The organism is Paraburkholderia sp. PREW-6R, assembly GCF_039621805.1.
Taxonomy (GTDB): Bacteria; Pseudomonadota; Gammaproteobacteria; order Burkholderiales; family Burkholderiaceae; genus Paraburkholderia.
Genome location: NZ_CP155074.1, coordinates 1,609,997 through 1,634,677, shown reverse-complemented (window position 1 = coordinate 1,634,677; position 24,681 = coordinate 1,609,997). Strand labels below are relative to the sequence as shown.

The 24,681-nt window shown below is 60.8% G+C and carries 21 protein-coding genes; 17 read left to right on the top strand and 4 right to left on the bottom strand.

What is annotated here, in order from left to right:
• The first annotated feature begins 57 nt into the window (after nt 1-57).
• The 15 genes from AAGS40_RS22465 (at nt 58) to AAGS40_RS22395 (ending at nt 21,674) form a co-directional block, all read left to right on the top strand.
• Nucleotides 58-1,977: a response regulator gene (locus tag AAGS40_RS22465; protein WP_345815081.1), complete on the top strand. Its 1,920-nt coding sequence runs from the start codon at nt 58-60 to the stop codon at nt 1,975-1,977.
• Nucleotides 1,978-2,305: 328 nt separating this feature from the next.
• Nucleotides 2,306-3,232, top strand: a complete 927-nt coding sequence (locus tag AAGS40_RS22460; protein ID WP_345815079.1) for an ABC transporter ATP-binding protein — start codon at nt 2,306-2,308, stop codon at nt 3,230-3,232.
• Nucleotides 3,229-3,990, top strand: a complete 762-nt coding sequence (locus AAGS40_RS22455) for an ABC transporter permease (RefSeq protein WP_345815077.1) — start codon at nt 3,229-3,231, stop codon at nt 3,988-3,990. The genes AAGS40_RS22460 and AAGS40_RS22455 overlap by 4 nt, the downstream gene beginning before the upstream one ends.
• Nucleotides 3,991-4,483: 493 nt before the next feature.
• On the top strand, nt 4,484-4,909 hold the full coding sequence (locus AAGS40_RS22450; RefSeq protein WP_345815076.1) for a DUF3830 family protein: 426 nt from the start codon (nt 4,484-4,486) through the stop codon (nt 4,907-4,909).
• Nucleotides 4,910-5,175: 266 nt separating this feature from the next.
• Complete coding sequence (locus AAGS40_RS22445) at nt 5,176-6,396, top strand: sensor histidine kinase (RefSeq protein ID WP_345815075.1); 1,221 nt, start codon at nt 5,176-5,178, stop codon at nt 6,394-6,396.
• A gap of 349 nt (nt 6,397-6,745) precedes the next feature.
• Nucleotides 6,746-9,760: a YadA-like family protein gene (locus tag AAGS40_RS22440; RefSeq protein ID WP_345815074.1), complete on the top strand. Its 3,015-nt coding sequence runs from the start codon at nt 6,746-6,748 to the stop codon at nt 9,758-9,760.
• 540 nt (nt 9,761-10,300) lie between these two features.
• Nucleotides 10,301-11,731 carry an undecaprenyl-phosphate glucose phosphotransferase gene (locus tag AAGS40_RS22435; protein WP_345815073.1) on the top strand — a complete coding sequence of 477 codons (1,431 nt, stop codon included), beginning with the start codon at nt 10,301-10,303 and terminating at the stop codon, nt 11,729-11,731.
• 148 nt (nt 11,732-11,879) lie between these two features.
• Complete coding sequence (locus tag AAGS40_RS22430) at nt 11,880-13,082, top strand: polysaccharide biosynthesis/export family protein (protein ID WP_345816545.1); 1,203 nt, start codon at nt 11,880-11,882, stop codon at nt 13,080-13,082.
• On the top strand, nt 13,079-13,540 hold the full coding sequence (locus tag AAGS40_RS22425) for a low molecular weight protein-tyrosine-phosphatase (RefSeq protein ID WP_345815072.1): 462 nt from the start codon (nt 13,079-13,081) through the stop codon (nt 13,538-13,540). Before AAGS40_RS22430 ends, AAGS40_RS22425 begins: the two co-directional genes overlap by 4 nt.
• A 109-nt stretch (nt 13,541-13,649) precedes the next feature.
• Nucleotides 13,650-15,902: a polysaccharide biosynthesis tyrosine autokinase gene (locus AAGS40_RS22420; protein ID WP_345815071.1), complete on the top strand. Its 2,253-nt coding sequence runs from the start codon at nt 13,650-13,652 to the stop codon at nt 15,900-15,902.
• On the top strand, nt 15,899-17,158 hold the full coding sequence (locus AAGS40_RS22415) for a glycosyltransferase (protein WP_345815070.1): 1,260 nt from the start codon (nt 15,899-15,901) through the stop codon (nt 17,156-17,158). Before AAGS40_RS22420 ends, AAGS40_RS22415 begins: the two co-directional genes overlap by 4 nt.
• Complete coding sequence (locus AAGS40_RS22410) at nt 17,155-18,312, top strand: polysaccharide pyruvyl transferase family protein (RefSeq protein ID WP_345815068.1); 1,158 nt, start codon at nt 17,155-17,157, stop codon at nt 18,310-18,312. Before AAGS40_RS22415 ends, AAGS40_RS22410 begins: the two co-directional genes overlap by 4 nt.
• A 12-nt stretch (nt 18,313-18,324) precedes the next feature.
• Nucleotides 18,325-19,611 carry a polysaccharide biosynthesis protein gene (locus AAGS40_RS22405; RefSeq protein ID WP_345815067.1) on the top strand — a complete coding sequence of 429 codons (1,287 nt, stop codon included), beginning with the start codon at nt 18,325-18,327 and terminating at the stop codon, nt 19,609-19,611.
• The gene (locus AAGS40_RS22400) at nt 19,608-20,666 is read left to right on the top strand and encodes a hypothetical protein (protein WP_345815065.1); all 1,059 of its coding nucleotides are present in this window, start codon (nt 19,608-19,610) and stop codon (nt 20,664-20,666) included. The genes AAGS40_RS22405 and AAGS40_RS22400 overlap by 4 nt, the downstream gene beginning before the upstream one ends.
• 21 nt (nt 20,667-20,687) lie before the next feature.
• Nucleotides 20,688-21,674, top strand: a complete 987-nt coding sequence (locus AAGS40_RS22395; protein WP_345815064.1) for a cellulase family glycosylhydrolase — start codon at nt 20,688-20,690, stop codon at nt 21,672-21,674.
• 18 nt (nt 21,675-21,692) lie between these two features.
• Here AAGS40_RS22395 and AAGS40_RS22390 read toward each other — a convergent pair whose 3' ends face one another.
• Together AAGS40_RS22390 and AAGS40_RS22385 are read right to left on the bottom strand one after the other, a co-directional pair.
• Nucleotides 21,693-21,818 carry a hypothetical protein gene (locus tag AAGS40_RS22390; protein ID WP_345815063.1) on the bottom strand — a complete coding sequence of 42 codons (126 nt, stop codon included), beginning with the start codon at nt 21,816-21,818 and terminating at the stop codon, nt 21,693-21,695.
• Between the two features lie 34 nt (nt 21,819-21,852).
• A complete protein-coding gene (locus AAGS40_RS22385) occupies nt 21,853-22,419 on the bottom strand; it encodes a hypothetical protein (protein WP_345815062.1) in 567 nt (188 codons plus the stop codon).
• On the opposite strand from AAGS40_RS22385, the gene AAGS40_RS22380 reads away from it, so the two are divergent.
• Nucleotides 22,418-22,636: a hypothetical protein gene (locus tag AAGS40_RS22380; RefSeq protein WP_345815060.1), complete on the top strand. Its 219-nt coding sequence runs from the start codon at nt 22,418-22,420 to the stop codon at nt 22,634-22,636. The two genes, AAGS40_RS22385 and AAGS40_RS22380, sit on opposite strands and share 2 nt — an antisense overlap.
• A 93-nt stretch (nt 22,637-22,729) precedes the next feature.
• Here the strand turns inward: AAGS40_RS22380 and AAGS40_RS22375 are convergent, their stop codons facing one another.
• Complete coding sequence (locus AAGS40_RS22375; RefSeq protein WP_345815059.1) at nt 22,730-23,314, bottom strand: YigZ family protein; 585 nt, start codon at nt 23,312-23,314, stop codon at nt 22,730-22,732.
• 188 nt (nt 23,315-23,502) lie between these two features.
• Here AAGS40_RS22375 and AAGS40_RS22370 point away from each other — a divergent pair, with 188 nt between their 5' ends.
• Nucleotides 23,503-24,129 carry a LysE family translocator gene (locus tag AAGS40_RS22370; RefSeq protein ID WP_345815058.1) on the top strand — a complete coding sequence of 209 codons (627 nt, stop codon included), beginning with the start codon at nt 23,503-23,505 and terminating at the stop codon, nt 24,127-24,129.
• A gap of 118 nt (nt 24,130-24,247) precedes the next feature.
• Here the strand turns inward: AAGS40_RS22370 and AAGS40_RS22365 are convergent, their stop codons facing one another.
• On the bottom strand, nt 24,248-24,616 hold the full coding sequence (locus AAGS40_RS22365; protein ID WP_345815056.1) for a hypothetical protein: 369 nt from the start codon (nt 24,614-24,616) through the stop codon (nt 24,248-24,250).
• Nucleotides 24,617-24,681: the final 65 nt, after the last annotated feature.

Below are 24,681 nucleotides of genomic sequence, written 5' to 3'. Positions count from 1 at the left end.
TTCGTTGCTGAAAGCGGTGCATGGCATTTACTGAAGTACACACGGACACGATTTTTCATGAGCGACGCGACTGCAAATCTCATTCTGAACGTCGACGACAACGAAGGCGCGCGTTATGCAAAGACGCGCATTCTGTCGCGTGCGGGCTTTGTGGTGATTGAAGCCGGCAACGGCACCGACGCGATCGAGTGCGCACGCATCTCGCAGCCCGACCTGGTTCTGCTCGACGTCAACCTTCCCGATCTCGACGGTTTCGAAGTTTGCCGCCGCATCAAGGCCGCCCCTGAAACTTCCGGCGCGCTGGTGTTGCACACCTCCGCGCGAGCGGTGGACAGCACGGATCGCGTCCGCGGTCTCGACGGTGGCGCGGACAGTTACCTCACCGAGCCGATCGAGCCGGCCGAATTGATTGCACAGGTGCGCGCGCTGCTGCGCGTGCGCCGCGCAGAAGGCGCATTGCGCGAAAGCGAAGAGCGCTTTCGCCAGATGGCCGAGAACATCGACGACGTGTTCTGGATGCTCGATCCCGCCACATCGCAACTGTTGTACGTGAGCCCGGCATACAGCCGGCTGTGGGGCGATGAAGCCGAGGCGCCGGTTCCGGGGCCGCGGCACTGGTGCGGGCATATCGATGCGCAGTACGAAGCCGTGGCGGCCGACGCGTACCGCGCGCTTGCCGAGGGCGTACCGTACGAGATCGAATATCGGATCGTGCGGCCGAACGGAGAAACACGCTGGGCCGTGGAGCGCGCATTTCCGGTACGCGACGCGCGTGGGCAGATCTATCGGCTGGCCGGCATCGTCAATGACATCTCCGAGCGCAAGGCGACGGAGATGGTGCTGCGCGACGCGGACCGGCGCAAGGACGAGTTTCTCGCGATGCTCGCGCATGAGTTGCGCAATCCGCTCGCGCCGATTCGCAACGCGGTCGAACTGCTCGACCCGAGCCGTTCGCCTTCACAGGATAGCTTTGAAGCGATGCGTGCAGTTATCGGACGTCAGGTCAAGCATCTTAGCCGGCTCGTCGACGATCTGCTGGACGTCGCGCGTATCACGCAGGGCAAGATCACGTTGCGCCAGGAAATCGTCGAACTCGCTGCGGCGGTCGAGGCGGCCATCGAGACCGCGCAGCCCACGCTCAGCAAGAAGGGCCATACGCTGAAGACCGAGTTACCGGAAGAACCGCTGTACGTCGTCGGCGACGGCGTGCGGATCGCGCAGGTGTTGGGCAACGTTTTGTCGAATGCCGCGAAGTACACGCCGCAAGGCGGCGAGATCGTGATTCGGGTCGGGCAGCAGCAGGACGATGTGCAGATCAGTGTGCGCGATAACGGCGTCGGCATTGCCGCCGAGAGCATCCCGCATATCTTCGATCTGTTCGTGCAGTCGGAGAGTTCGCTCGAACGTTCCGACGGCGGCCTCGGCATCGGGCTGCCGCTCGCTCGCACGCTGGTGCGGTTGCACGGTGGCGAGATTGAAGCCTATTCCGCGGGTCCGGCGCAGGGCAGTGAATTCGTCGTGCGTCTGCCGCTCACACGGCTCGCGCATCCGGGCGAGCCAGTGGCGAGCGCGCCAGTGACGGCCGGGCACAACGCGGTTTCCGCGCTGCGCCTGCTGCTCGTGGACGACAGCACGGACGCCGCGATGGCCATGTCGCTCGTACTTGAGGCCGACGGCTACGACGTGCGCGTGGCGCATGAAGCGACGAGCGCTCTCGAGCTTGCCGCGCAGTTCGAGCCCGAAATCGTTCTGCTCGATCTCGGGCTGCCCGGCATGGACGGCTTCGAGCTAGCCCGCGAAATGCGCAAGCGGGAGTCCACGGCTGGCGCTTTGCTGATCGCGGTGACAGGTTATGGCCAGGCAAGCGACCGCGAGCGCTCACGCGAAGCGGGCTTCGATCATCACCTCGTGAAGCCGGTGGCCTCCGAAGAAATACAACAGGTGATCGCGGCGCGGTTCCCGGCTTTTCAGCGTTAAACGCCGAAGCAGCATGCCCCTGCGTGCTGCGCGATTTGCTGCCGGTCTCCGTACGACCCGCCATAAAACGCCAGGGAAACCGAACTATTTTGCAGTGCAACGGAGCAGCCGCTATTGCCGGCACGCCTGTTGACGGCGTTCCCGCTGCCATCCTGGTGCGATGCGTCACGCCGCGCGTGCCCTCACGGATCTTCATAAGCCCGCGGATTGACAAGGGCAATTCGCGGTTGCGCTGCACGCTTTCTCGCTTTCCATTACATTGCGGGTGCGGCGGCGCGCTCGCGCCGCTCCTTTCCAATCAGATATCGGTTTTGCCATCGTCGAATCCATGCCGCCAATCGTCTCGGTCACGAACCTGTCGAAAACTTATGCCACGGGTTTTCATGCACTCAAGAACATCAATCTGGCGATCGACCGCGGGGAGATTTTTGCGTTGCTCGGGCCGAACGGCGCGGGCAAGACCACGCTCATCAGCATCATCTGCGGCATTGTCAATGCGAGCGAAGGCAGCGTCATGGTGGACGGCCGCGACATCGCCGCCGACTATCGCGGTGCGCGCTCGCTGATCGGTCTCGTGCCGCAGGAACTCACCACCGACTCATTCGAAACCGTTTGGGCGACCGTGTCGTTCAGTCGAGGACTGTTCGGCAAGCCGAAAGACCCGGCGTACATCGAGAAGATATTGCGTGACCTGTCGCTATGGGAAAAACGCAATAGCAAGATCATCACGCTGTCGGGCGGCATGAAGCGGCGGGTGCTGATCGCGAAGGCGCTTTCGCATGAGCCGCGCGTGCTGTTTCTCGACGAACCCACTGCCGGCGTGGACGTGGAGTTGCGCCGCGATATGTGGAGGCTGGTGCGCTCGCTGGCGGCGGACGGCGTGACGATCATTCTCACCACGCATTACATCGACGAGGCCGAACAAATGGCGGACCGCATCGGCGTGATCAACGCGGGCGAGATCATGCTCGTCGAAGAGAAAACGGAATTGATGCGCAAGCTCGGTAAAAAGCAGTTAACGCTGCAACTGGAAAGCCCGCTTGCCGCGCTTCCGGAGTCGCTCGCGGGCTACGGGCTGGCCGTCGCCAAAGGCGGCAACGAACTGACCTATACCTACGAGGGCGAAGGCGGCCGCACCGACATTATCGCGCTGCTCAAGGCGCTCGACGACGCCGGCATCCGTTTCAAGGACCTGCATACAACGCAAAGCTCGCTCGAGGATATTTTCGTCAGCCTGCTCCGAGGTGACCAATGAATATTTATGCAATTCGTGCGATCTACAAGTTCGAAATGGCACGTACATGGCGCACGCTGATGCAAAGCATCATTGCGCCGGTCATTTCCACTTCGCTTTACTTCGTCGTGTTCGGCGCGGCAATTGGCTCGCGTATCAAGGAAGTGGACGGCATCAGTTACGGTGCGTTCATCGTGCCGGGCCTGATCATGCTGTCGCTGCTCTCGCAAAGCATCTCGAATGCGTCGTTCGGCATTTATTTTCCGCGCTTTACGGGCACGATCTACGAGTTGCTGTCCGCGCCGGTGTCGTATCTGGAGATCGTGGTGAGCTATGTGGGCGCGGCCGCCACCAAGTCCATTCTTCTCGGGCTGATCATTCTCGCGACGGCCGGTCTGTTCGTGCCGTTGCAAATCCAGCACCCGTTCTGGATGATCCTGTTCCTTGTTCTGACGGCGGTCACGTTCAGCCTGCTCGGGTTCATCATCGGCATCTGGGCGGACAGCTTTGAGAAGCTGCAACTGGTGCCGCTCCTGATCATTACGCCGTTGACCTTTCTCGGCGGCAGCTTCTATGCAGTGAATATGCTGCCGCCATTCTGGAAGGTCATTACGCTGTTCAATCCGATCGTCTATCTGGTCAGCGGGTTTCGCTGGAGCTTCTATGGTCTCGCCGACGTGGACGTCAAGGTCAGTCTCGGCATGACTGCGCTGTTTCTCGCCGTGTTTCTGCTGATCGTCGCGTGGATCTTCAAGACAGGATACCGGCTCAAGAGCTAACGGGACCGTGCGGCGGACAGACATGCGTTTCGAGCGCAGCTGCGAGGCGAACGCCTGGTTTAATGGGTTTACCGGGTACCCCGCTACGACTCATGGGCCTGCGCAACGTTGACACACTGCACGCGGTTGCACACGTTCAACAATGGCCGCAAGCGGCGCCGCCCGCGCAACGCGAAAGTGCCGGCCGCGCACGCAACTTTCGCAGTGTGCTTCTCATTGCGCAGCTTGCAAACTACGAATATTCGTGGCGCAGACGCTTCAGGCTGGCACGCCGGTTTAATCTCGCCATGTGGGCGGCTTTTTACCCGCAGGCGCATTGGAAGCAGCCAGGAGACGCCACGCAGGCACGACAGGGCAACTGGACTGACCGCCTGACCGTCAACTGTATCTGTCCAGGCATTGCACCGGACGACAGAATGTTGCGCCGCCGGCCCGGCCCAGCCGGCGTTTGACCGACCGACCCGACTCCACTTTCCTGCAACGGATATCCGCAATGACCCGACTCCGAATCACCTCCTGTGGCCACACGTTTATCGCCGAAACCCACCCGGACGCACCGCAAACCGTCGCGGCGTTCCTGAAGCTGCTGCCGTACCGACAGAAGATCATCCACGTGCGCTGGAGCGGCGAGGGCTGCTGGGTGCCGCTCGGCGACTTCAAGCTGGAAAATGACGGCGCGGCCGTCGGCTTCGAAAATCATACGAGTCATCCGTCGGTCGGCGACATCCTGTTCTATCCCGGCGGCTACAGCGAGACGGAAATCATTCTGGCGTACGGCGCCTGCTGTTTCGCGAGCAAGCTGGGGCAACTTGCCGGCAACCACTTCCTGACGATTGTCGAGGGCAAGGAGAAGCTGCGCGAGCTCGGCGTCAAGGTGCTGTGGGAAGGTGCGCAGGACGTGCTGTTCGAGAAGACCTGAGCGGTGTACGCCAGGGCGGCGCGGGGCGCCGGGCGTGCACCGGGTGCATACACGTCGTTACCCTGGTTAATTTTTGTCTTGTAATTCGCGCATACTGGAGGCGCGTAGCGCTGCGTGACGCGCTCGCCCTGCCTGCTGGTCGCGGTCGGCGGTCCGCGCGGACGTGTCGAGCATGGCGTGGAAGAGTCACGGAACCCTCGCGCCAGGACGCGCGGGGTGCCCGCGATCACCCACTGCTGCCATCAGGCGGCGACAGGCCACCCTACATGACAGACTCGCCCGCACTCCCGTTGTCCACTTTTGCTGCGCATTTGCGGCTGCACCGGGTCGATCTGACGGAGCGCTGGATGAAGGCGGTGTTTCACGACACCGAACTGAGCGAGGCCGACCGCCTGACCTACGAGCAACTGGCCGACCACATTCCCAATATTCTCGAAGAGATCTGTATCGTGCTGGAGCAGCAGGATCTCGACCAGTGCGAAACCGCCATCGAGCGCGATGCGCGTCAGCACGGCAAGCTGCGCTGGCAGCAGGGCTACCGGATCGACGAACTGGTTCGTGAACTCGACCTGTTTCGCCAGATGCTGACCGGCGCGATCGTCGAATTCAGCGAAATGAAGCCATCGTTTACTCGGCGCCACGAGGAGCGGGCGCGCCACTTCATCGACGAATGTGTGAGTTTTGTCACGTTGACCTCGATTCGCGAAGTCGTCAGCGAAAGGGATCGCACGATCGAGGATTCCACCGCGCGGCTCGAAAGCGTGAATAAGGAACTTACACACAATCAACAACTTGTCAGCGAGCTCTACGAATCGCGCATGCGGATCACGCGACGCGTGGTACACGATCTGCGCAACTTCCTCAATGTTTTTTCGATGGCGCTTCAGCTGATGAGCCGCGCACCCGAGAAGATCGACACCGCGCTCGCGCTGGCGAACCGTCAGGCGAGCGACATGAAGACACTGGTGGACGAACTGGTCGAGTACTCGATCGTGCTCGGCGACACCAGTCCGCTGACGCTGGAGCGCTTCTCGCTGCGCGAACTTTTCGACGAACTGGTCATTTCGTGCCAACCGGTGATCGAGGCAAAAGGGTTGCGTCTCGAAGCGTCCTTTGACGACGCGCTCGATTCGATCATTTCCAGTCGGCTCAAGCTCAAGCAGGTTGCGCTGAATCTGCTGACCAACGCGTCGAAATACACGCGCGCCGGCGAGATCGTCCTGACGATGGCGGCTGCGGACAGCAGCCACTGGCGCCTGCGCGTGTCCGACACCGGCGTGGGTATCGGCGCATCCGACCGTGAGCGCGTGTTCAAGGAATTCGAGCGCGCCGCCGATGACGACATCCCCGGCGCGGGCCTGGGTCTGGCGATCGTCAAGGAACTGTGCCGCGTCCTGGACGGGGACATTCGTTTCGACTCGCAGGAAGGCGAGGGGACGATTTTTGAAATTACGTTTCCGGTGTGCTTGCAGGTGGGCGAGCGCTGAGCCGGTTCCGCTTGAGCCCTTTCGGTCGTTTTCTCAAAGGTCGAAAGTGTGGAGTGCGAACGCGTAAGCACGCAGCCTGCTTTGCCTTGAAAAGCTTTTGTCGAGCCTAAGACATCTGTTGCATTTCGTCCTAAAGCCAATCTGCCGTTTAGCTAATCGACGCTAAAATTTAGCTTTTAAGAGTAGTCGTATTCGCGTTTTAGTCACATCCCTCCACACTGTCCGCTTCGCTTTTATGGGCCAAGTGAAAGCGTGAACTGCTTCTTAAGTTTCTCCGGTTTCGAATCGAATACTTAGGATGACGTAGGAAAAACTTGGTGAGGAAGTTGGATAGAGAAGATTGGGGGATGTGTTGAACAAGACTTATAAAACCGTATGGAATAGAGCCACGCGCGCGTATGTCGCCGTGTCCGAGCTGACAAGGAGCCGGGGCGCGTCCGGCGGGTCCGGCGCTTCCGTGTATGACGCGCTGGTCGCCGTCGGCGCTAGCCTCGTGGGCGTCGTGGCGTTCGCGTCGACTGCCAATGCGTCGGACGCGGCGCTCAATCCGCTCATCAATGTTCCGGCAACATGGGACGCGGACGCGCTGACCGGCTCGTCCCAGCCGTCCGACTCCGCCGCGAGCCAGATCAAGGCGCCCGCGCTGAGCGCAACCGCGAGTCAACCCGCCGCACCCGTGCTGAAAGCCGCCACGGTGACGGACGACACATCGGCCACGCAGTACATTGCGGTGAGTCCGATCATTACGCCGGGCTTGACCACCACCGCCATGTACGGCCAGGACGCCCTGGCGGTGGGCGTCGGTGCGACTTCCATCGCAGACCGGGCGCTTGCGGTCGGTGCGGCGGCCGGCGCGGCGCGCGCCAATAGCACGGCCGTGGGAGCGGCGGCCGCCGCGCTGGCACTGAACACCACCGCAGTGGGCGCGGGCGCGTCGACCAACAGCTTTGCCGACAACGCGGTGGCCGTCGGCTATCTGGCGGCGGCCCAGAACGTCAACGCGCTGGCTATCGGCACGAGAGTGCAGACCAACGCGGTGGATTCCATCGCCGCCGGCAGCGACGCGTATATCCCGACGGCCGCCGCCAGGTCCGTTGCGTTCGGCGCTGGCTCCACTGCTTCAGCCGCCAATGCAGTCGCGCTAGGCGCGGGCTCCATCGCGGATGTGGCAAACACGGTTTCGGTCGGCAGTAGCTCGCTGCAGCGGCAGGTCACGAACGTCGCGGCAGGCGTGCGCGGCACGGATGCGGCAAACATTTCGCAGTTGAGCAGCGCAGTGAGCGCGCTGGGCGGGGGGGCCGGTGTGGCTGGCGACGGGACGGTCATCAAGCCGACCTACAAAATCGGCGGCATGACCTTTAACGACGTGGGCGCCGCACTTGCCGTCGCTGCCAATGCCGGCACCCAGGCGAGCGCCGATTCGGTTCAATACGATTCGAGCGCGCACGACTCGGTCACGCTCGGCAACACCGCGACACCCGTGCGCGTGTCCAATCTGCGAGCGGGCACGCTGTCGGCCGCCAGTACGGATGCGGTCAATGGCGCGCAACTTTTCACGACCAACCAGGCGGTCACGCAGAACACCAACAGCATCACCAACCTGGACCAGCGCGTCACGACCAATACGAACAACATCAGCAAGCTTGACCAGCGCGTGACCGATAACACGACGAATATCAACAGCCTCGACGAGCGGGTGACGAACAATACGACGGACATCAGCACCCTCGACCAGCGCGTCACGGACAACACGACCACGATCACGAACCTCGATCAGCGGGTGACGGACAATACAACGAACATCAGCAAGGTCAACCAGCAGCTGATCGACAACACCACGAATATCACGGATCTGGATCAGCGCGTCACCACGAACAGTACGGACATCACGAACCTCGACGCGCGCACCACCACGGTCGAAGGCAATGTGACCAATCTGACGAACCAGATCAATCTGGGCGAAATCGGCGTCGTCCAGCAGGACCCGACCTCGCGCACTCTCACGGTCGGCAAGGACATGGACGGCACCCGCGTCGATTTCAGCGGTACAAGCGGCGCACGTGAGCTCACCGGCATTACCGCCGGCACCACGGACGCGTCCGCCGTCAACGTCGCGCAGATCAAGCCGATGGTGGCCGCCCTGGGCGGCGGCGCGCTGCTCAACGCGGACGGTTCGCTCACCGGGCCCACGTATCACGTGCAGGGCGGCACGCAAGGCACGGTCGGCGACGCGCTCGGCTCGCTCGACGATGGCTTGAATACGTTGAAGCAGAGCATGGAGACGGGCGGGGTCGGCATCGTCACGCAGGACCCGGCTTCGCGCACAATCAGCGTCGGCGCGACGACGGACGGCAACCTCATCAACATGGCCGGGACGGCCGGCAATCGTGTCGTGACCGGCGTCGCCGCCGGCGCGGTGAACGCGAAGAGCGGCGATGCAATCAATGGTGCGCAACTGTACGCTCAGTCGGCGAGCACCGCGTTGGCGCTCGGCGGCGGCGCGACGGTCAATGCGGATGGAACCGTGTCGGCGCCTTCGTATAGCGTGGGCGGCACGGTCGTGAACAACGTCGGCAGTGCGATCACCAATCTGGATGGGCGCGTGTCGCAGAACAGCAGCGACATCGCCGGCCTGCAGAACACCGTTGGCAATATCAGCGGGGCAGTGGCGAATGCAGTCCAGTACGACAGCTCCGCGCACGACCGCGTCACGCTCGGCGGCACGGCGGCTAATGCGCCGAAGGTGCAGTTGACCAATCTTCAGGATGGCGAAATTTCGGCCACCAGCACCGACGCCGTGACCGGCGCGCAGCTCTGGAACACGAACCAGCAGATCAGCAACCTCGGGCAAACCGTGCAGAACGTTCAGAACAGCGGCAATCCGTATGTCGCCGTCAACAGCGGCGGCAATGCTGCGAGGGCGGTCGGCAATGGCTCGGTGGCGATCGGCGGTGGCGCGATCGCGTCTGCGCCGAATTCGGTAGCGATCGGCGAGAACTCCGTCGCCGATGTGACGAACACAGTATCGGTGGGCTCGGCCGGCAGCGAGCGGCGCATCACTAATGTCGCGCCGGGACAGGCCGCCACCGACGCGGTCAACATGCAGCAATTCCAGGGCGGCATGAGTGACATTGCGCGTAGCGCCTACACGGGGACTGCGTCGGCTATCGCGCTGACCATGGTGCCGGAAGTCGATGCGAACAAGAATCTCGCGATCGGCGTCGGCACCGCCGGGTACAAAGGCTATCAGGCAGTCGCGGTGGGCGTGTCGGCCCGTGTAACGCAGAACCTCAAGGTGAAACTGGGCGCGGGCATCAGCTCGGCCACGACGACGGTGGGCGCCGGCGCGGCGTATCAGTGGTAAGCGAAATGCGCGGCGCGTACGGACGGGATATCCCGCACGTCGCGCCGGGCGCCGCGCGCCGCGCGCCGGGCAACGTGCAACGCTTGCTCGCGAACGCACTCCGCATCTCTTTGCTCTGGCAGGCGGAGTGCCAGGTGAACACTGCCCGCGAAACTTCATCGCTTGCGCAGGGGTGAACTGAGCCCCCGCCCGCTAATCGTGGCATGACGTTCAATCCAATCCTGGATTTATGTCTTAACCGGATTAAGACAGCGAAAGCACACGACGCCTTATCTACGAGACGGGTTCTGTCAAGAATAGCCCGCGATCATTTGGACAGCATTGGAGACCTGCCCAAATTTACCCCGCAAATACAGGAGTGCATTGGGAAACGTCTTATGTCTGAGCGATGCCGCCAAGGTCACAATTGGATCTCTTTAAAAGGTGACGCGCAGCGGCATTGCGAAGACGGATAGTCGGCGGCAATGCCACGCATGGGTTGCTGCAATGGAAGTCTGTTGCAACGTCGGCGACGTGGCGCGAAGTGGCAGGTGACGAGGTATGCACACGGTAATGAGGCAAACTGCCGGCCGCAATCTGGCGGACATGGAGAGCGCGCTGGCACGTCTGTTCGACGCGATTCTGATCGCACTGGGCGCGGCGCTGGCGTCGATTGTTTGCCAGCACGATCCCGCGCAATCGGTTCTCGAAGTCGCGCTCGTCGCGTTCGACATGGCGTTTGCCATTCTGTTGTTGCCATGGCTGGGCGTGTACGAATCGTGGCGCGGCCGATCGAAATGGCGGCTGAGCGTGCGCGTGGTGCTCGGCTGGGTGGTCGTTCAGGCGTGTGGACTTGCAATGACGTTCCTGCTGCATCGAGCCGCATCGGTGTCGCGCCTCTGGTGTGTCAGTTGGACATTGTTCACCGCGGTAGCACTCGTCGCGTCGCGCCTGCTGGTACATGCCGCGCTCGGCAGGATGCGGCTTGCGGGAAAGAATTTGCGCATGGTGGCGGTCGTGGGCTCGGGTGCGCATCGGGATCAGGTGCTCGCCAACATTGCCGGTTCACCGGGTGCGGGATTCCGTGCGGTTGCTACGTTCGATCCGCTCGTGCGTGAAGACGGCTCGCCGCGGGCAGCCAGCGTGAGCGGCCTGAAGTCGTTCGGTGTATTGAATGAATTCGCCGACTGGGTGCGGCGCGAACAGATCGAAGAAATATGGCTTGCGCTGCCCATGTCCGAGGAGCGCACGGTAGCGCGCCTGCTCGACGAATTCAACGGCGACCTCGTGAATGTACGTTTCATTCCCGACATGCGCAGCCTTGCGATGTTCGACCGCAATGTCGTCGATCTGATGGGGGCGCCGGCGATCAACCTGATGGCTTCGCCCATGACGCCGTATGCACTCGTGCAGAAAGCGATATTCGACCGGGTGTTCGCGGCGGTGGTTCTGCTGGCGCTGTCGCCGTTGCTGGCGGCCATCGCTGCGGCGGTGAAGCTGTCGTCGAAAGGGCCGGTCCTGTTCACGCAACGGCGCAAGGGCGCGGACGGCCGCGTCTTTCGCATCTACAAATTTCGCACGATGCGTGCGCACGTCGAAACGCCGGGCGTCGTTCAACAGGCCACACGCGGCGATCCGCGGATCACTCGTGTCGGTGCTTTCCTTCGTCGCACGAGCCTCGATGAATTGCCGCAGTTTCTGAACGTGCTGCGAGGGGAGATGTCGGTGGTGGGACCCAGGCCGCACGCCACGGAACACGACGATCAGTACCGCACGATCGTCGACGGGTATATCCATCGATATCGGATCAAGCCGGGAATTACGGGCTGGGCGCAGGTGAATGGGTTGCGGGGGGAGACAGATCGTATAGAGAAGATGCAGAAGCGCGTCGAATACGATCTGTATTACTTAAGGAATTGGTCCTTCTCGTTCGATATGCGCATTGTTCTTTCCACGGTGGCGAATGGATTGTTACATCGAAATGCATATTGACGCGTCCTTTCAACTTACGTGGCGCGCGGATCACGCAACAGAGGGCACGCAACAGACAGTCGCGCGCCGGCTAAACAGTAAAAAGATCTGCTTCGGATCAGGCAGCAAGAGCAACGCTTTGGCGGGCTCGCTTGAATAGGTGAACACGATGTTAGCGGTGAACAGGAGCGGGCCGGCGTTTCGGCTCGGCGCAATACTCGCGGCGGTGACGCTATTGACGAGCGCTTGTGCAGTGGCGCCCGGCATGCGGATGGAAACGTCGCGTATGCAGAAATCGCGAGGCAATGCGAACCCGACCGGCGCAGCCGATCAGGCGGGCGTAGCGGCAGAAGCGGAAAAGGTCGACGCAACACCGGGAACCCCCGATATCGAGATTACGGAAGTCGATGCCAATTTGATCTCCCGCCTCGCGAGGATCGATGCGCAGCAACAGGTCGAAATCGCGCAGTTGCTGTCCGGCGCGCCGCAGACGTACGCGGTAGGAGTGGGTGATGTACTGCAGATCGTGGTTTGGGATCACCCTGAAATTGCAGCGGCGATCGGTCCCACGCAGTCCCAGTCGTCAAGCCGGTCGAGCGATCCGCTGGCCGGGTTTGTCGTCGATCAAAATGGCAACCTGACCTTTCCGTACGCGGGCACATTGCACGTGGAGGGGCTGCGTACCGACGAAATACAACGTCGGCTCAGCGCCGCGCTGGCGAAATATTTTGTCAAGCCGCAAGTGACGGTGCGCATGGCGTCTTTTCGTGCGCATCAGGTGTATGTCGACGGTGAGGTCCACAATGCCGGCGCATTTGCGGTCAATGACGTGCCGATGTCGCTGTACGAAGCCATCGCCCGGGCAGGAGGCTTCAGCGAAACAGCCGATCAGAGCGACCTCGTTCTGGTGCGCGGTGGTCAGTCGCACCGCTTGAATCTGACACAGCTTGTCGCTCACGGTGTGAGTCCGTCACGGCTTTACCTTAAAGCCGACGACATGCTGCGCGTCGTTTCGCGCGACGAAAACGACGTGTATGTGATGGGTGAGGTCAACAAGCCGATTTCTGCCATTCCCCGCCGAACGGGCCGCATCACGCTCGCGGATGCATTGGCGCAGGCGGGAAGTGTGAACGCGTCGACTGCCGACGCCGCGCAAATGTTCGTGATACGAGGCTCTTTAAGCGGAAGTCCGCAGGTCTTTCATCTCGACGGTCGATCGCCGGTAGCCATGCTGCTGGCCAAAGATTTCGATCTGCGGCCTAAAGACGTGGTGTACGTCGACGGCAGTGGCCTCGTGCGCTTTAACCGTGTGCTGAGCCTGCTGATGCCGCTGATCAACACCGGACTAACGGCTGGCGTTATCGCTAAATGATCTGTCGCGTTCTGGTGGTCTGCGCCGGGAACATCTGCCGCAGTCCGATGGCGGCAGCGCTTCTCGAGCAAACGCTGGAAACGGCTGCGGTGGCCTCGGCGGGCCTGACAGCGCTGATCGGATACGAGGCTGATCCGATGGCTGTCAGCCTGATGAGTGAGCGCGGTCTAGACATCCGGCCGCATCGCGCCCGTCAACTCGTGGGGTGGATGGTGGCGTCGGCGGACCTTGTGCTGACGATGGATCAGCGGCAGAAGCAGCATGTCGAGCGCGGCTATCCACTGTCGCGCGGGCGTGTATTCCGACTTGGCCATGGGTCCGGCACACCGATGAAGATTGGTGCGGGATTCGATATACCGGACCCGTACCGCAAAGATCGCGCCGCCTTCGAACGAAGCCTGGAGCTTATCGACGCTGGAGTAAGGGGATGGTCGGAACGCATCAACCGCTTGACATGAATATCCGTAAGGACTGCGACGGATTCACGCACGCTGCCTTTATTACAGCCCTCTCAAATACTTGCCCATCTTTCCAATGAAATCGTCACAACCGCCTGAGAAAGGGGCGTTGAAACATGATGAGGAGATCGATCTGATTGCGGTACTCGACGTGCTCGTCGACTATCGCTGGATCATCCTCAAAATCTGCGTCACTTGCCTTGTTCTCGCGACTGCCTTCGCCTTTCTCTTTCCGCCGCGCTACGAGGCGGATATCTCGGTCCAGGTGGAAGACGGCACGGGTATGGCCGCTGCGCAGAGTTTGCTGGGCGATGTGTCGTCGCTTTTCAGCTACAACTCTCCGACCTCCGCCGAGCAGCAGATCATGGCGTCGCGGCTTGTCGTGACCAGCGTCGTCGATCAACTGCACAGCTATATCGTCGTGCGGCCAAGTCGCTTTCCGGTGATTGGCGACCTTATCTCGCGATTTAATGACTCGATCGGGCGGCCCGGCGTTCTCGGTATCGGAGGCTGGGTTTGGGGTCCCGAAAGTGCTGACATTCCGCTGTTCGATGTCCCGAAGCGTGTAGAAGGGGATCATTTCGCGCTGACCGTGCTGGAGGGTGGCCGCTATCGTCTGTCGGGCTGGGACCTGACGGACGCCTTCATTGGCCGGGTAGGTCAGGTAGAAGAAATCAAGACCGAATACGGTCCGCTGACGCTATGTGTGAAGTCGTTCAACGCCGAGCCTGGTGCGAAGTTCAAGCTGACCCGCAGATCGCGTCTCGATACGATCGTCGACATGCAGAATGGCCTGGACATTCAGGAGAAGATCAAGTCGTCGGGCATTCTGATCGCCAGTCTCAAGGGAACCGATCCGATCACGGTTCGTGACCAGCTGGCTGCGGTCGGTCGTTACTACGTGAAGCAGAACATCGACCGCAAGGCCGCCGACGCGGCGCAGTCCCTTGCGTTTCTTGACACGCAAACACCACTGCTCAAGGAGCAGCTCGAGAACGCCGAGGCGCGTTATACGCAGATGCGCAACCGTCAGGGTTCTGTCGATCTGACGGAGGAGGCGAAGATCGCCCTTCAGCAGACGGCGGATGCCAAAACCCGAATGCTTGAACTGCAGCAGAAGCGCGACGAATTAGCGGCACGTTTCACGGACTCCCACCCCGACGTGATCGCGCTGGGCTCGCAGATCGCGACGCTTCGCAGCCAGCAGAGCGCTTTCGATCAACAGATCCGGCGCTTGCCTGACGTGCAACAGGATGCCGTTCGTCTGATGCTCGACGTGAAGGTGGACACCGAGCTTTACACGGCGCTCCTGAACAACGTCCAGCAATTGAAGCTGGTGGAGGCGGGCAAAACCGGAACGGTTCGGCTGGTCGATACGCCGGTCGTTCCTGAACAGGTTGCCTTTCCGAACCGTCCGTTGACGATCGCGGCGGGCGCCTTGCTTGGGCTGTTGCTCGGAACAGGCTTTGCGTTCGTCCACAGCTTCCTGTTTGCGGGAGTGGCCGAGGCGGAGGAGGTCGAGAGCCATACCGGCCTTAATGTGTACGCGACTATCCCCCTATCGCGTCACCAGCAGCAGGTCAACGCGGACGACAGCGACGCGTCAGACGTGCGCTTGCTGGTCGAGCGTCATCCGCATGATCCCGCCGTTGAAAGTCTCAGGAGCTTGCGTACAGCACTGCAGTTCGCCATGGCGAATGCCGCGAACAAGGTAATCCTGGTCTCGGGACCTACGCCCGGTGTCGGCAAATCATTTGTGTCGGCGAATTTTGGCGCGCTGCTGGCGAGCAGCGGCAAGCGCGTGTTGATTATCGATTGTGACCTTCGCCGAGGCTACCTGCATCAGAACTTTCGCCGTGAGCGGGAATCCGGTCTGACGGACGTGATCGCCGGCAAGCTTCGTCTTAACGAGGTGATTCACCGCAATGTGATTCAGAACCTCGATGTGGTGACTACAGGTGATCTGCCCTTCAGTGCGGCGGAAGTCCTCCTCCATGAACGCGTGCAAGGCATTTTCGAAGCGTGCGCGCGCGACTACGACGTTGTGCTCGTCGATTCACCGCCAGTTCTGGTGGCAACCGACGCAGTGGTGCTCGCTCACTACTGCGCAACCGTGCTGCTGGTTGCACGCGCTGGCCGCACGCGGGTCTCGGAGCTGTCGGAATCTGTCAAACGGTTTGCGCATAACGGCATTGCCGTAACTGGCGTCATTCTGAACGGCGTCGATCCGAAGTCTGGAAGGCGGGCTTACAGCCGTAAAAACGGCGGCTACCGGTACGTGCAATACAGCTACGACGATTCGCGGATTGCACCGCTATCCCGCTGGCGCAGGTTGATCAGTCGCATTGGCCGGCGGTTATGATGCGCTCGAATACTGTCACACCTCGCGATGAAATATCGCGGCCTGTCCCTACTCGAACACTTCCTGTTGTTCCCGAGCGCAGCACGAACGCCGATACAAACAGAAACCAAAAGGCGCGGCGCCTGCGCGTTGCACTTGTCGTCGAAGCAGCAGGCGGCGGCGTTGCGGTCCATATCGCGGATCTGATTCGTGGATTACGCGCGCGCGGCGGCATCGAGATTCATCTGGTTGTTCCGAGCGGCGACCGTTTCGACGGGACGATCATTGATGAGTCAGTCCTCGCGCAATGCGATTCGGTGCATCGTCTACCGGTACAGCGTTCTGTCGGCGCGTCGGACACGCTTGCTTTCGCCCATCTTTTCAGATGTCTGCGCGAGATCATGCCGGACATTGTGCATAGTCACAGCTCGAAGGCCGGTGCGCTCGCGCGTCTGTGTTTGGGCCCATGGAAACAGGTTTATACGCCGCATGCGGTCTACACGCTCAACCCTTATCTGCCGCGCGCGCAACGTCGGTTTTATGGACTGATCGAGCGGTTGCTGGGACGTTTCCGTAGCGATCGAATCATCGCCGTCTCGGTTGACGAAGCGGAACACTTGCATCAAGTGCTTCGCATTCCAGCGGATCGGATAGCGACCATTTTCAACGGGGTTCCTGCGCCATCGTTGATGCCGGCCGCCGCTGCAAGAGCTGCGCTTGGCTTGCCGAGCAACGCAGTTGTTGTCGGCTTTGTCGGGCGGCTCGAATTCCAGAAGGGTGTCGACCGGCTGGCGAGCGCGGCACGAAGCCTTCTCGACCGTGGAATGGATGACGTGATCTTTGCGGTGATAGGCCCGGGCGATTTCATGGGCGCGTCGGGTATCTGTGCGCAAGGCGTGCCGTCGAACATTCGTTTGCTCGGTGCAGTCCCGGCAGCGCGCCGCTACTTTTCGGCATTCGATATTTTCGCGCTTCCAAGCCGCTACGAAGGTTTCCCCTATGTCGTTCTCGAGGCGATGGCCGCACGCGTGCCAATTGTCTCGACACGTGTGTCCGGCGCGGCCGAACTTATCGGCGCAGAAAGAATGGGATTCGTTGTGCCGAATACAGATGATGTTGCCGCGTTTTCGGATGCAATCGGTGCGCTTGCGCAAGACCCGTCAATGCGCGAGTCAATGAGCCTTAACTGCGAGCGGGCAGTGGAACGCTTCTCCACTTCTTCCATGGTCAATCAGACCGTGGATCTCTACAAGCGTTTGATCAGGGAGCGCAAATGATACTGCCCAGCAAGCATGTAGTGCTACTGCACGCATACAGTTCCAGAAATTCCGGCGATGGCCTGCTCGTCGACCTGTCGATAGGCCTTTTGAAACAGGCGCTCGGCGAGAACACGCGCGTGTCGATCGTCGCGGCCGATCCCGCTTCTTTTTCCCAGCACAGCGACCTGCACCCTGCGCCGGTTCTTGCCGAAAACGGTGTGGCTCGGATTGCGGCGGCAGCGAGTCTGCTGCTGCCGGTGGCCAGCAATAGCCGGTTGAGCGAACTGTTGCGCCTTTTAAAATCAGCCGATCTGATCGCCGGCGTGGGAGGCGGTTATCTGCGTGCGCGCAATTACCTGGAAGCGCTCAAACTGGAGGCGGGCCATCTGTTGCAGATGCGCGCCGCGTGCCTGTCGGGCAAGCCCACGGTCTATCTGCCGCAAAGCATTGGACCTTCGATGCCGGCCGAACCGCTGCATTCGCACCTGAAAGCCATGCTCGGAACGTTTTCTTCGGTGTTCGTTCGCGACGACCGCTCGATGTCTTTCCTCGAAGGCAACACCAACACCCAGCGTGCTCCCGATCTTGCCGTGCTGGACTTCGAGCGGCGCAGCACGCAGATCATGGCACTCGCGAACACAGCGCCGTCCGCTGTCAATCATGTCGCTTTCGTATTGCGTCGCGCGCCGAGCTGGGGCGTGCAGCAGCGCAAGCGGTACGAGGCGTCGACGCAGGCACTGATCGAGCGTTTGCGGCCTGCCTGCCGGATCAGCTTTTCAGTGCAAAGTACCGGGCGCGGCAACGACGACCTTGCGTACTACCGAAGCATGGGCATTACGGGCGACCTCTTGCCGCTGAAACAGCTTCTGAATACGGACCGGCCTGACGTCGTCGTGTCGGTACGTCTTCATGGTGCGCTCGAATCGGTGCTAAGCGGCGTGCCGTCCTATCACCTTAGCTACGAGCGAAAGGGATTCGGCGCCTATGCCGATCTGGGTTTGAATGGCTGGGTTGCGAATGCGGCCGACTTCGACCCGGACAAGGTAGCGGCGACCATTCTCGCGGACGGCGCGGTGCCCGACTTCTGGAAAAACGCATCGACCGGGGTCGAGCGAATCCGCCGCGGAAGAGAGCGGGTCGTCGACGCGCTTCGCGCAGCACACTGCGGCTGACGCGAGCACGCTATGCATCTGCTCTTTCGCCTCGTCTTTCGGATCGCATCGCTGGCGTTAAAGTTCGCGCTGACGATCGTCATCGCGCGCACGCTCGGGTTTGCTGCCGTGGCTGACTATGGTCTGGCGGTCGCGGTGTCTGTCGTGTCGTCCAAATTGCTGGGCCTTGGGTTTAGTACCGAAATCAATCGACGACTGAGTGGTGAGAACGCGTCGATTGCGATCCACGAAGCGCGCCGATTGCTGTCACTCTATTGCGTTGTTTATTTTGTCATTGCGGCGGTTGTCTGGCTCATACGGGTTGGCGTCGACCTGCCGGTGTTTGCGGGAATGTCACGGGGCGTCCTGGTAGGCATCATGCTCGTGGCGTTTTCTGAACACCTCGGCCTCGAGACGACCTCTTATGTATTCTCCCTGCACCGGCCGCGCCTGGGTTCGTTTCTTCTCTTCATCCGGACAGGTGCGTGGGCTGGTGTCGCAATCATCGCGCTGCTCAGCGGCGCGGTGCGGTCCATCGAGTCGATACTGACTTTATGGTGGGTGACCAATGTGGTCGCGGCATTGGGAGCGTGTGGGTGTCTCTGGAACCACGAGTATGAGGGGAAGCGATTTGCCCGCGCGAAAGCGGCGGGCAGCGTAACGAGCGTTCGTACAGTATGGCTCGACGGTTTGCCCTTCTTCGTCGCGACCACTGTACTTTCCTGCTTGCAATACGGAGAGCGGTTCATTGCGAGCGGAATCATCACGGCCGATCAACTCGGTCGTTATGTATTCGCATGGTCCGTGGCGAATTCGATCCAGACGATCGCCTATGCGACCGTTGTCGTGACGACAGGGCCCCGTCTCGTTCGCTCCCTGGGCGTTGCAACTGCCGATTTTCGGGCGGTGCTACGAAGTTCTGCACGCACCAGCATCTGCATTACCGTGCTAGCGGCAGCAGCGATACTGGCGCTCATCCAGCCCATCTTTCGTATGGCGCATGAGCCGGTTGACGGGGCCACACGGTTGATGCTTTCCACGCTGCTCATCTCGTTCGTGCTCAGGTCGATTGCCGATATTTACTGGAGCGCTGCCATTGCGCTGCGCCTGGGCAAGCAAGTATTCGTCGTCATCTCCGCAGTCGCGATCTTCAGCATGCCGCTGGAATGGCTGTCGGTCGCGCGCCTGGGTGCAGTGGGCGCCGCGTTCGCCCATTTGATGGTCAGTGCGGCGATTGTGGCGTCCGTGCTGTTTGTCGTGACGCGCTGCCGGGAAAGACAGGACGAGCGTCGCCAGCGAGCGCGAGGCGCCTGCCCATGATCTTCAAGCTGATCAATGCGGGGCCGCGGCTTAGCGCGGGCGTCGTCCGACTGACGGCCGGCGTCGCGATACTGCTGTATGTCGCGGTGTATTGGAAAGCGGGGACATTCCTTCCTGATTTCGTGTCTCGTGACGCCGACAAGATCCAGTCCCAGATTGGTGGGTCGAGCACGTATCAGGACACATCGTTCGATGCAGTAGCAAAGTTTTATGCGTCACTCGGCAGTGTCGGAACCAATCTTCTGGTGATCGGTATTGGTGTCCTGTTCATCGGATTGATGATCGGGTATTCGAGGCGCGCCGGCGGTCTCGCAGCGAATGTCATATTGCTGGCGCCCTGTGTGTTTTTCAATCTGTTCGTTGCAAGCAAGGACACACTGGTCGTGCTCATGTCCATCATTCTGGTGACGGTCGCCAGAAAAGGCGGCCTTTTTTGGGTAATGGCGGCAGCGGCCGTTCTCTATCTCGGCTATGCGCTCACAGTGCGCATCTACTTCGCGTTGATTCTCGCCATCGCGGCGGCTGTCTGGGTTTTTTGGGCAATGTCGGCACGGCTCAAGACCTTTGCCATACTCGCCGCTGTCGTTGCTTTGTATCTGCTGCCGGACATTGTGTATTCCATCTTGCTGCACCCTCGCGATATGGCAGTCGACTATCTCGTGGCCGGCTCACCCTACGGTGCACGGACGGGTTTTTACAACCTGTACGAACCGACCTCGTTCACGACATTCTGCGCAGACTATGTGTATGCGATTCTAAAACTGAACGTCCCCGTTCTCTTTTATCCCGGACCCAAAGAGTTCGTGATGCAGGTGTTCGTGTGGATCGCGCTTAGTTCGGTGCTGGACCGCAGAGGCTCCAGCACGGCCTGTCGTCAAGCCGGAGCAGCGGACGTGCTCGCAAGCCTGGTCGTCGGTCATATAGCGGTGTCCATGCTATTCGAGCCGGATCTGGGAAGTTATATCAGGCACTTGTCCAGCGTCGCACTTCTAGGCGCCTGGCGTGTCAGCTGTCTGGCCGATGGATGCAGGCCCGGACATTTTCAAACGAGTTGAGACCGCGGACGCGGGGGAGATATGGTAGGCATCGAGCGTGTGTTCAGATCCGGTCTGCTGGCGCTGTGCATCTGCTGTGCGTCGGCTGGGGCGCATGCGCAACTGTTCAAGAACTGGATCTCCAACATCGATCAATCCCCGAAAGTAGGTGTTCAGGTGAAGATCGAGCGCTTTACGCCGGATATGGCGAGACGGATCAAAGCGTTCGGCTTCAGCTTCGTGCGTTTCGGCGTGTGGATGAATTCGATGCAACTCGCCAGTTATCGCAACAGCGTGTCGGCGGCGTTCGACGCGGCCGACTCCGCAGGCTTACCCGTTCTTTTAACAGTGCGATCGACTGTATCGCTTGTACAGCCGGCACAGAACGACGAGTCACGAACTGCGCAGTTGCGCGAGTCGGCAACGCAATTGGTCGATTTGATCAGCAGGCTGACGGGCACCTACCAAAAGAATCTGCTCGCCATCGAATTGTGGAACGAACCCGATTTACCTGCTTATTGGCCAACAGGGAGCGTCGATTCGACGTTTCCGGTTTTTATCCAGGCGGTGTGCGAAAAGTTGAAGTCGGTTCATACATCAACGCCGGTCATCGGATTCGGCTTTTCATCCGCGCCATTAATGAATACGCGATCCGGCAGATTGTTGCAAAGCGTCCAGGCATCGTCGAGCGGCTGCATCGACGCCGTGTCTTATCACGCGTACGGAATGAGCAGCCGGCAGATTCAGGACGTGTCCGCAGACGTGCGTTCCAGATATGGACTGCCGGTGGTGATTAGCGAGTGGGGCGTCTCGTCGGGCGGGAAGAAAGACGCGGTGGGCCAAGCCGACGAGATCAAATCGTTTCTGGCAAAACGCGCGCAAACCGGAACACCGCTGATGTCGATCTACGAATGGCAGGACTCGCAGCAAGCGAAGAATTCGCGCGAACGCAATTTTGGATTGGTAGATGCTACTGGAGCAGCCAAGCCAGCTTTCGGTTCGGCGCGAGCGGCATTAAGTGTGAAATGACGTTTCAACCGGGTGAGATCACTTTGACTTGCCGATCCGTGCGGTCAGCTTGCAAAGCAGCGCGGCCAGCAACATGAAAGATACGAGTGCCTCGCCGACTGCGAAAGCGGCCGCGGTCGTCAGATAGCGTTTGATCCGATGCATGTCTTTCCCCATCAGAAAGCAGGCACGCGCCCCCTCAATTCACCGCCCTCACAAACCCCGGATCCCCAATCAACGCATCGACACTCAGCCTCACCGTATCCTCGATAGCAATAACACTACTGGTGAATTTCGGCGACTTCTGCCTGAGGGTTTTCGTCGTGGAGAAAACCACTTTCCGGGTCGCCACATCGGTCACCACATAACGCATTTGCAGCGTCCACAGCGCCGGCGACCGCGCGTCGTCCACGGTGAATTTTTCGATGATGCCGGTCAGTACCCGGGTGCCCTGATTGATATGGAAACCCGCCACCTGCAAACGTTCAACCACACCTTTGCGGACGGACTCATTGATGTCGTCCTTCATCACGATGCCGGTCATCGCCGTATTTTCGATGCGGTTTGGCGAGACGCGGCCGTTGCGCGCCGGCATGTAAGCGAATTCGCTGGCGGGAGCGACGCTGAGCCAGCCTGTGGGGTGGGCTGCCGCACGTTGCGCACTATGGTTGAGCCCGAACCACGACCATGAGCAGGCGGACAACATCAAAGGCAACGCGAGGCTGCCGCATCCTTTGAGTACGCTGTACGTCAGGTGAGCGCGCATGGAACTGGACGTGCGCAGCGAAGATTGGCTCCGTTGCGGCGACTCAGGTGCTGTGCGGGAAAAAGCGACGGTCGAAGTCAGAGAAGTTACCCTTTTAAATGGATTCATCCCGGTACAGAGCAGCATGGTAACAGCGCGCCGTGACGATGCATCTCCTAAATCGGATTGCGAGTCGGTTGCATCGCCGCGCGCCGAGGCGCGGCGCAGCGCATGTTAACCGTCATAACGCGCGCTCGACACCACGTCATGAGAGGATAGCTGCTACGTATGACAGTGTTGTCCACTTGCCCTGCGGCGTCAGGTCGTCACGTTACTTGAAGCCGGCCTTTCCCTGCGTCATATCCACCAGTTCCCGTCGCGCGTCGTCCACCGCGTTCGCGGGTAGGCGAATGGTCATGTTCACGAGCATGCCGTACGCGCTGTTCGCGAGCGCATACCCAGCGGCGTCGATCCATCTGCGCACGCGCGCCTCGTCGGCATAGCTCACTTCAACGACTAGCGCGACCTGCGCGATCCGTTCGACGCGCGGTGCGTCGAGCAATGCCGACGCGATTGCGTCCGTGTACGCGCGCACCAGACCGCCCGCGCCGAGCTTCACGCCGCCGTAATAGCGCACGACCGCGGCGAGCACACCGTCCAGATCATGATGCCGCAGCACTTCGAGGATCGGCCGGCCAGCGGTGCCGGACGGCTCGCCGTCGTCGGACATGCCGGACTGGCCGCCCGCAAGCAGCGCCCAGCAGATATGCGTCGCAGTGGGGTGCGCGTCGCGCAGGCGGCGCAACTCGGCCATCGCCGCCTCGCGGTCGGCAACGGGTATCGCATGCGCGATAAAGCGGCTCTTGCGGATGTCGAGTTCCGCGCTCAGTGCCGCGGGCAACGTATAAGTGGGCAAGGCAAAGAGGTCGGTGAATGAAAAAACGGACTACGTCGATCACGCGCTGTCCGGTTCCGTCATGGTAACGGATCGACGGCGCGCTCAATCTCAAATCACCTGTTCGTCTACAATCGAACGCTAAAGCGCGGCCTTTGACCACGCTGTGCCTGCGCTTCGCCGACTGTGCACGTCATCCTGGAGACAACATGCCTGATTTTTCGACTTTGGGGACTTTCGTGGCAGTCGTGCTCGGACTCTTCCTGATTCCGGGGCCGGCCGTGCTGCTGGTGTTGACGCGTACGGTGCACGGCGGGCGCAAGGCCGGCATTCTCACGGGACTCGGCATTGCCGTGGGTGACTTCATTCACACGCTCGGCGCATCGGTTGGCCTGTCGGCGCTGTTGATGACGTCCGCGCTGGCGTTCAATGCGGTGAAATTCGTTGGTGCAGCCTATCTGGTGTATCTGGGTGTTCGCGCGTTGCGCGAGAAACAGGCCAGCGCGCAGATGCCGGCGGTGCCGCCGGTGTCCGCGTCGAAGGCCTTCCTGCAGGCCATTCCCGCCGAAGTGCTCAACCCCAAGACCGCTTTGTTTTTTCTCGCGTTCCTGCCGCAATTCGTGCGTCCGGAGCACGGCTCCACTTTTTTGCAGTTCACGACGCTCGGGCTGGTTTTCGTCGCGATGAGCGCGCTTTACACGACGCTGATCGTGCTGACCATCCGTCCCCTGGGTCGACTCGTAAAGCGCCTGACGTGGCTCGCGCGCTGGCAAAACAAGATCATCGGCGTGCTGTTCATCTCGCTCGGCCTGCGTGTGGCCGCGCAAACGCGTTGATATTTTCGCGCGTCGAGGCCTTGAACGCGTGATGGACGCGACCCACACGTCGAATACATTTGCCGCTTCGGCGGATTTGCAATCGCTGCTGCTGCTGCCGCGTCCTGGCCACGCCACCCTAAATATTCCGACGTTGCCGCCTGAGCCGCCCCTCGCGCGCATAGTCCATTTGCTCATGCGTGCGTACGGCGAGCCGCTCCTGCTCGGCGCGGCTCATTTGCCGGGTGTCGTCAATATCGCCGACACGCAGCACCTCCTGTGCAATCCGTATGCGCAGCGTCATTAACGGTTCGCCCCGCTCGACGAGCGCACGGTCCGCCGCGCGCGCCTGCTGCACGCCGGCGTCGATCAGTATGCGCAATTCCAGCAGCGTAAGCCGTTGCCGCTGGATCTCGAGAATGAGCCGCTGGACGGCCTTTTCGTCGCGCATGCGCCACCAGGCGCGCAGTTCGACGAGCGTCGGAGGATCGAAAGGTGGCAGACGCATTGTTCAGACAAGAAAGTACTGTATGTATATACAGTATATCGCGTCTTTTCCCGAAAGCACGTGAC

What these genes read in the sequence shown, in the direction of transcription:
- AAGS40_RS22465 (WP_345815081.1), top strand. Translation starts at nt 58, where the DNA reads ATGAGCGACGCGACTGCAAATCTCATTCTGAACGTCGACGACAACGAA.
- AAGS40_RS22460 (WP_345815079.1), top strand. Translation starts at nt 2,306, where the DNA reads ATGCCGCCAATCGTCTCGGTCACGAACCTGTCGAAAACTTATGCCACG.
- AAGS40_RS22455 (WP_345815077.1), top strand. Translation starts at nt 3,229, where the DNA reads ATGAATATTTATGCAATTCGTGCGATCTACAAGTTCGAAATGGCACGT.
- AAGS40_RS22450 (WP_345815076.1), top strand. Translation starts at nt 4,484, where the DNA reads ATGACCCGACTCCGAATCACCTCCTGTGGCCACACGTTTATCGCCGAA.
- AAGS40_RS22445 (WP_345815075.1), top strand. Translation starts at nt 5,176, where the DNA reads ATGACAGACTCGCCCGCACTCCCGTTGTCCACTTTTGCTGCGCATTTG.
- AAGS40_RS22435 (WP_345815073.1), top strand. Translation starts at nt 10,301, where the DNA reads ATGCACACGGTAATGAGGCAAACTGCCGGCCGCAATCTGGCGGACATG.
- AAGS40_RS22430 (WP_345816545.1), top strand. Translation starts at nt 11,880, where the DNA reads ATGTTAGCGGTGAACAGGAGCGGGCCGGCGTTTCGGCTCGGCGCAATA.
- AAGS40_RS22425 (WP_345815072.1), top strand. Translation starts at nt 13,079, where the DNA reads ATGATCTGTCGCGTTCTGGTGGTCTGCGCCGGGAACATCTGCCGCAGT.
- AAGS40_RS22415 (WP_345815070.1), top strand. Translation starts at nt 15,899, where the DNA reads ATGATGCGCTCGAATACTGTCACACCTCGCGATGAAATATCGCGGCCT.
- AAGS40_RS22410 (WP_345815068.1), top strand. Translation starts at nt 17,155, where the DNA reads ATGATACTGCCCAGCAAGCATGTAGTGCTACTGCACGCATACAGTTCC.
- AAGS40_RS22405 (WP_345815067.1), top strand. Translation starts at nt 18,325, where the DNA reads ATGCATCTGCTCTTTCGCCTCGTCTTTCGGATCGCATCGCTGGCGTTA.
- AAGS40_RS22400 (WP_345815065.1), top strand. Translation starts at nt 19,608, where the DNA reads ATGATCTTCAAGCTGATCAATGCGGGGCCGCGGCTTAGCGCGGGCGTC.
- AAGS40_RS22395 (WP_345815064.1), top strand. Translation starts at nt 20,688, where the DNA reads ATGGTAGGCATCGAGCGTGTGTTCAGATCCGGTCTGCTGGCGCTGTGC.
- AAGS40_RS22390 (WP_345815063.1), bottom strand. Translation starts at nt 21,818, where the DNA reads ATGCATCGGATCAAACGCTATCTGACGACCGCGGCCGCTTTCGCAGTC.
- AAGS40_RS22380 (WP_345815060.1), top strand. Translation starts at nt 22,418, where the DNA reads ATGGAACTGGACGTGCGCAGCGAAGATTGGCTCCGTTGCGGCGACTCA.
- AAGS40_RS22385 (WP_345815062.1), bottom strand. Translation starts at nt 22,419, where the DNA reads ATGCGCGCTCACCTGACGTACAGCGTACTCAAAGGATGCGGCAGCCTC.
- AAGS40_RS22370 (WP_345815058.1), top strand. Translation starts at nt 23,503, where the DNA reads ATGCCTGATTTTTCGACTTTGGGGACTTTCGTGGCAGTCGTGCTCGGA.
- AAGS40_RS22365 (WP_345815056.1), bottom strand. Translation starts at nt 24,616, where the DNA reads ATGCGTCTGCCACCTTTCGATCCTCCGACGCTCGTCGAACTGCGCGCC.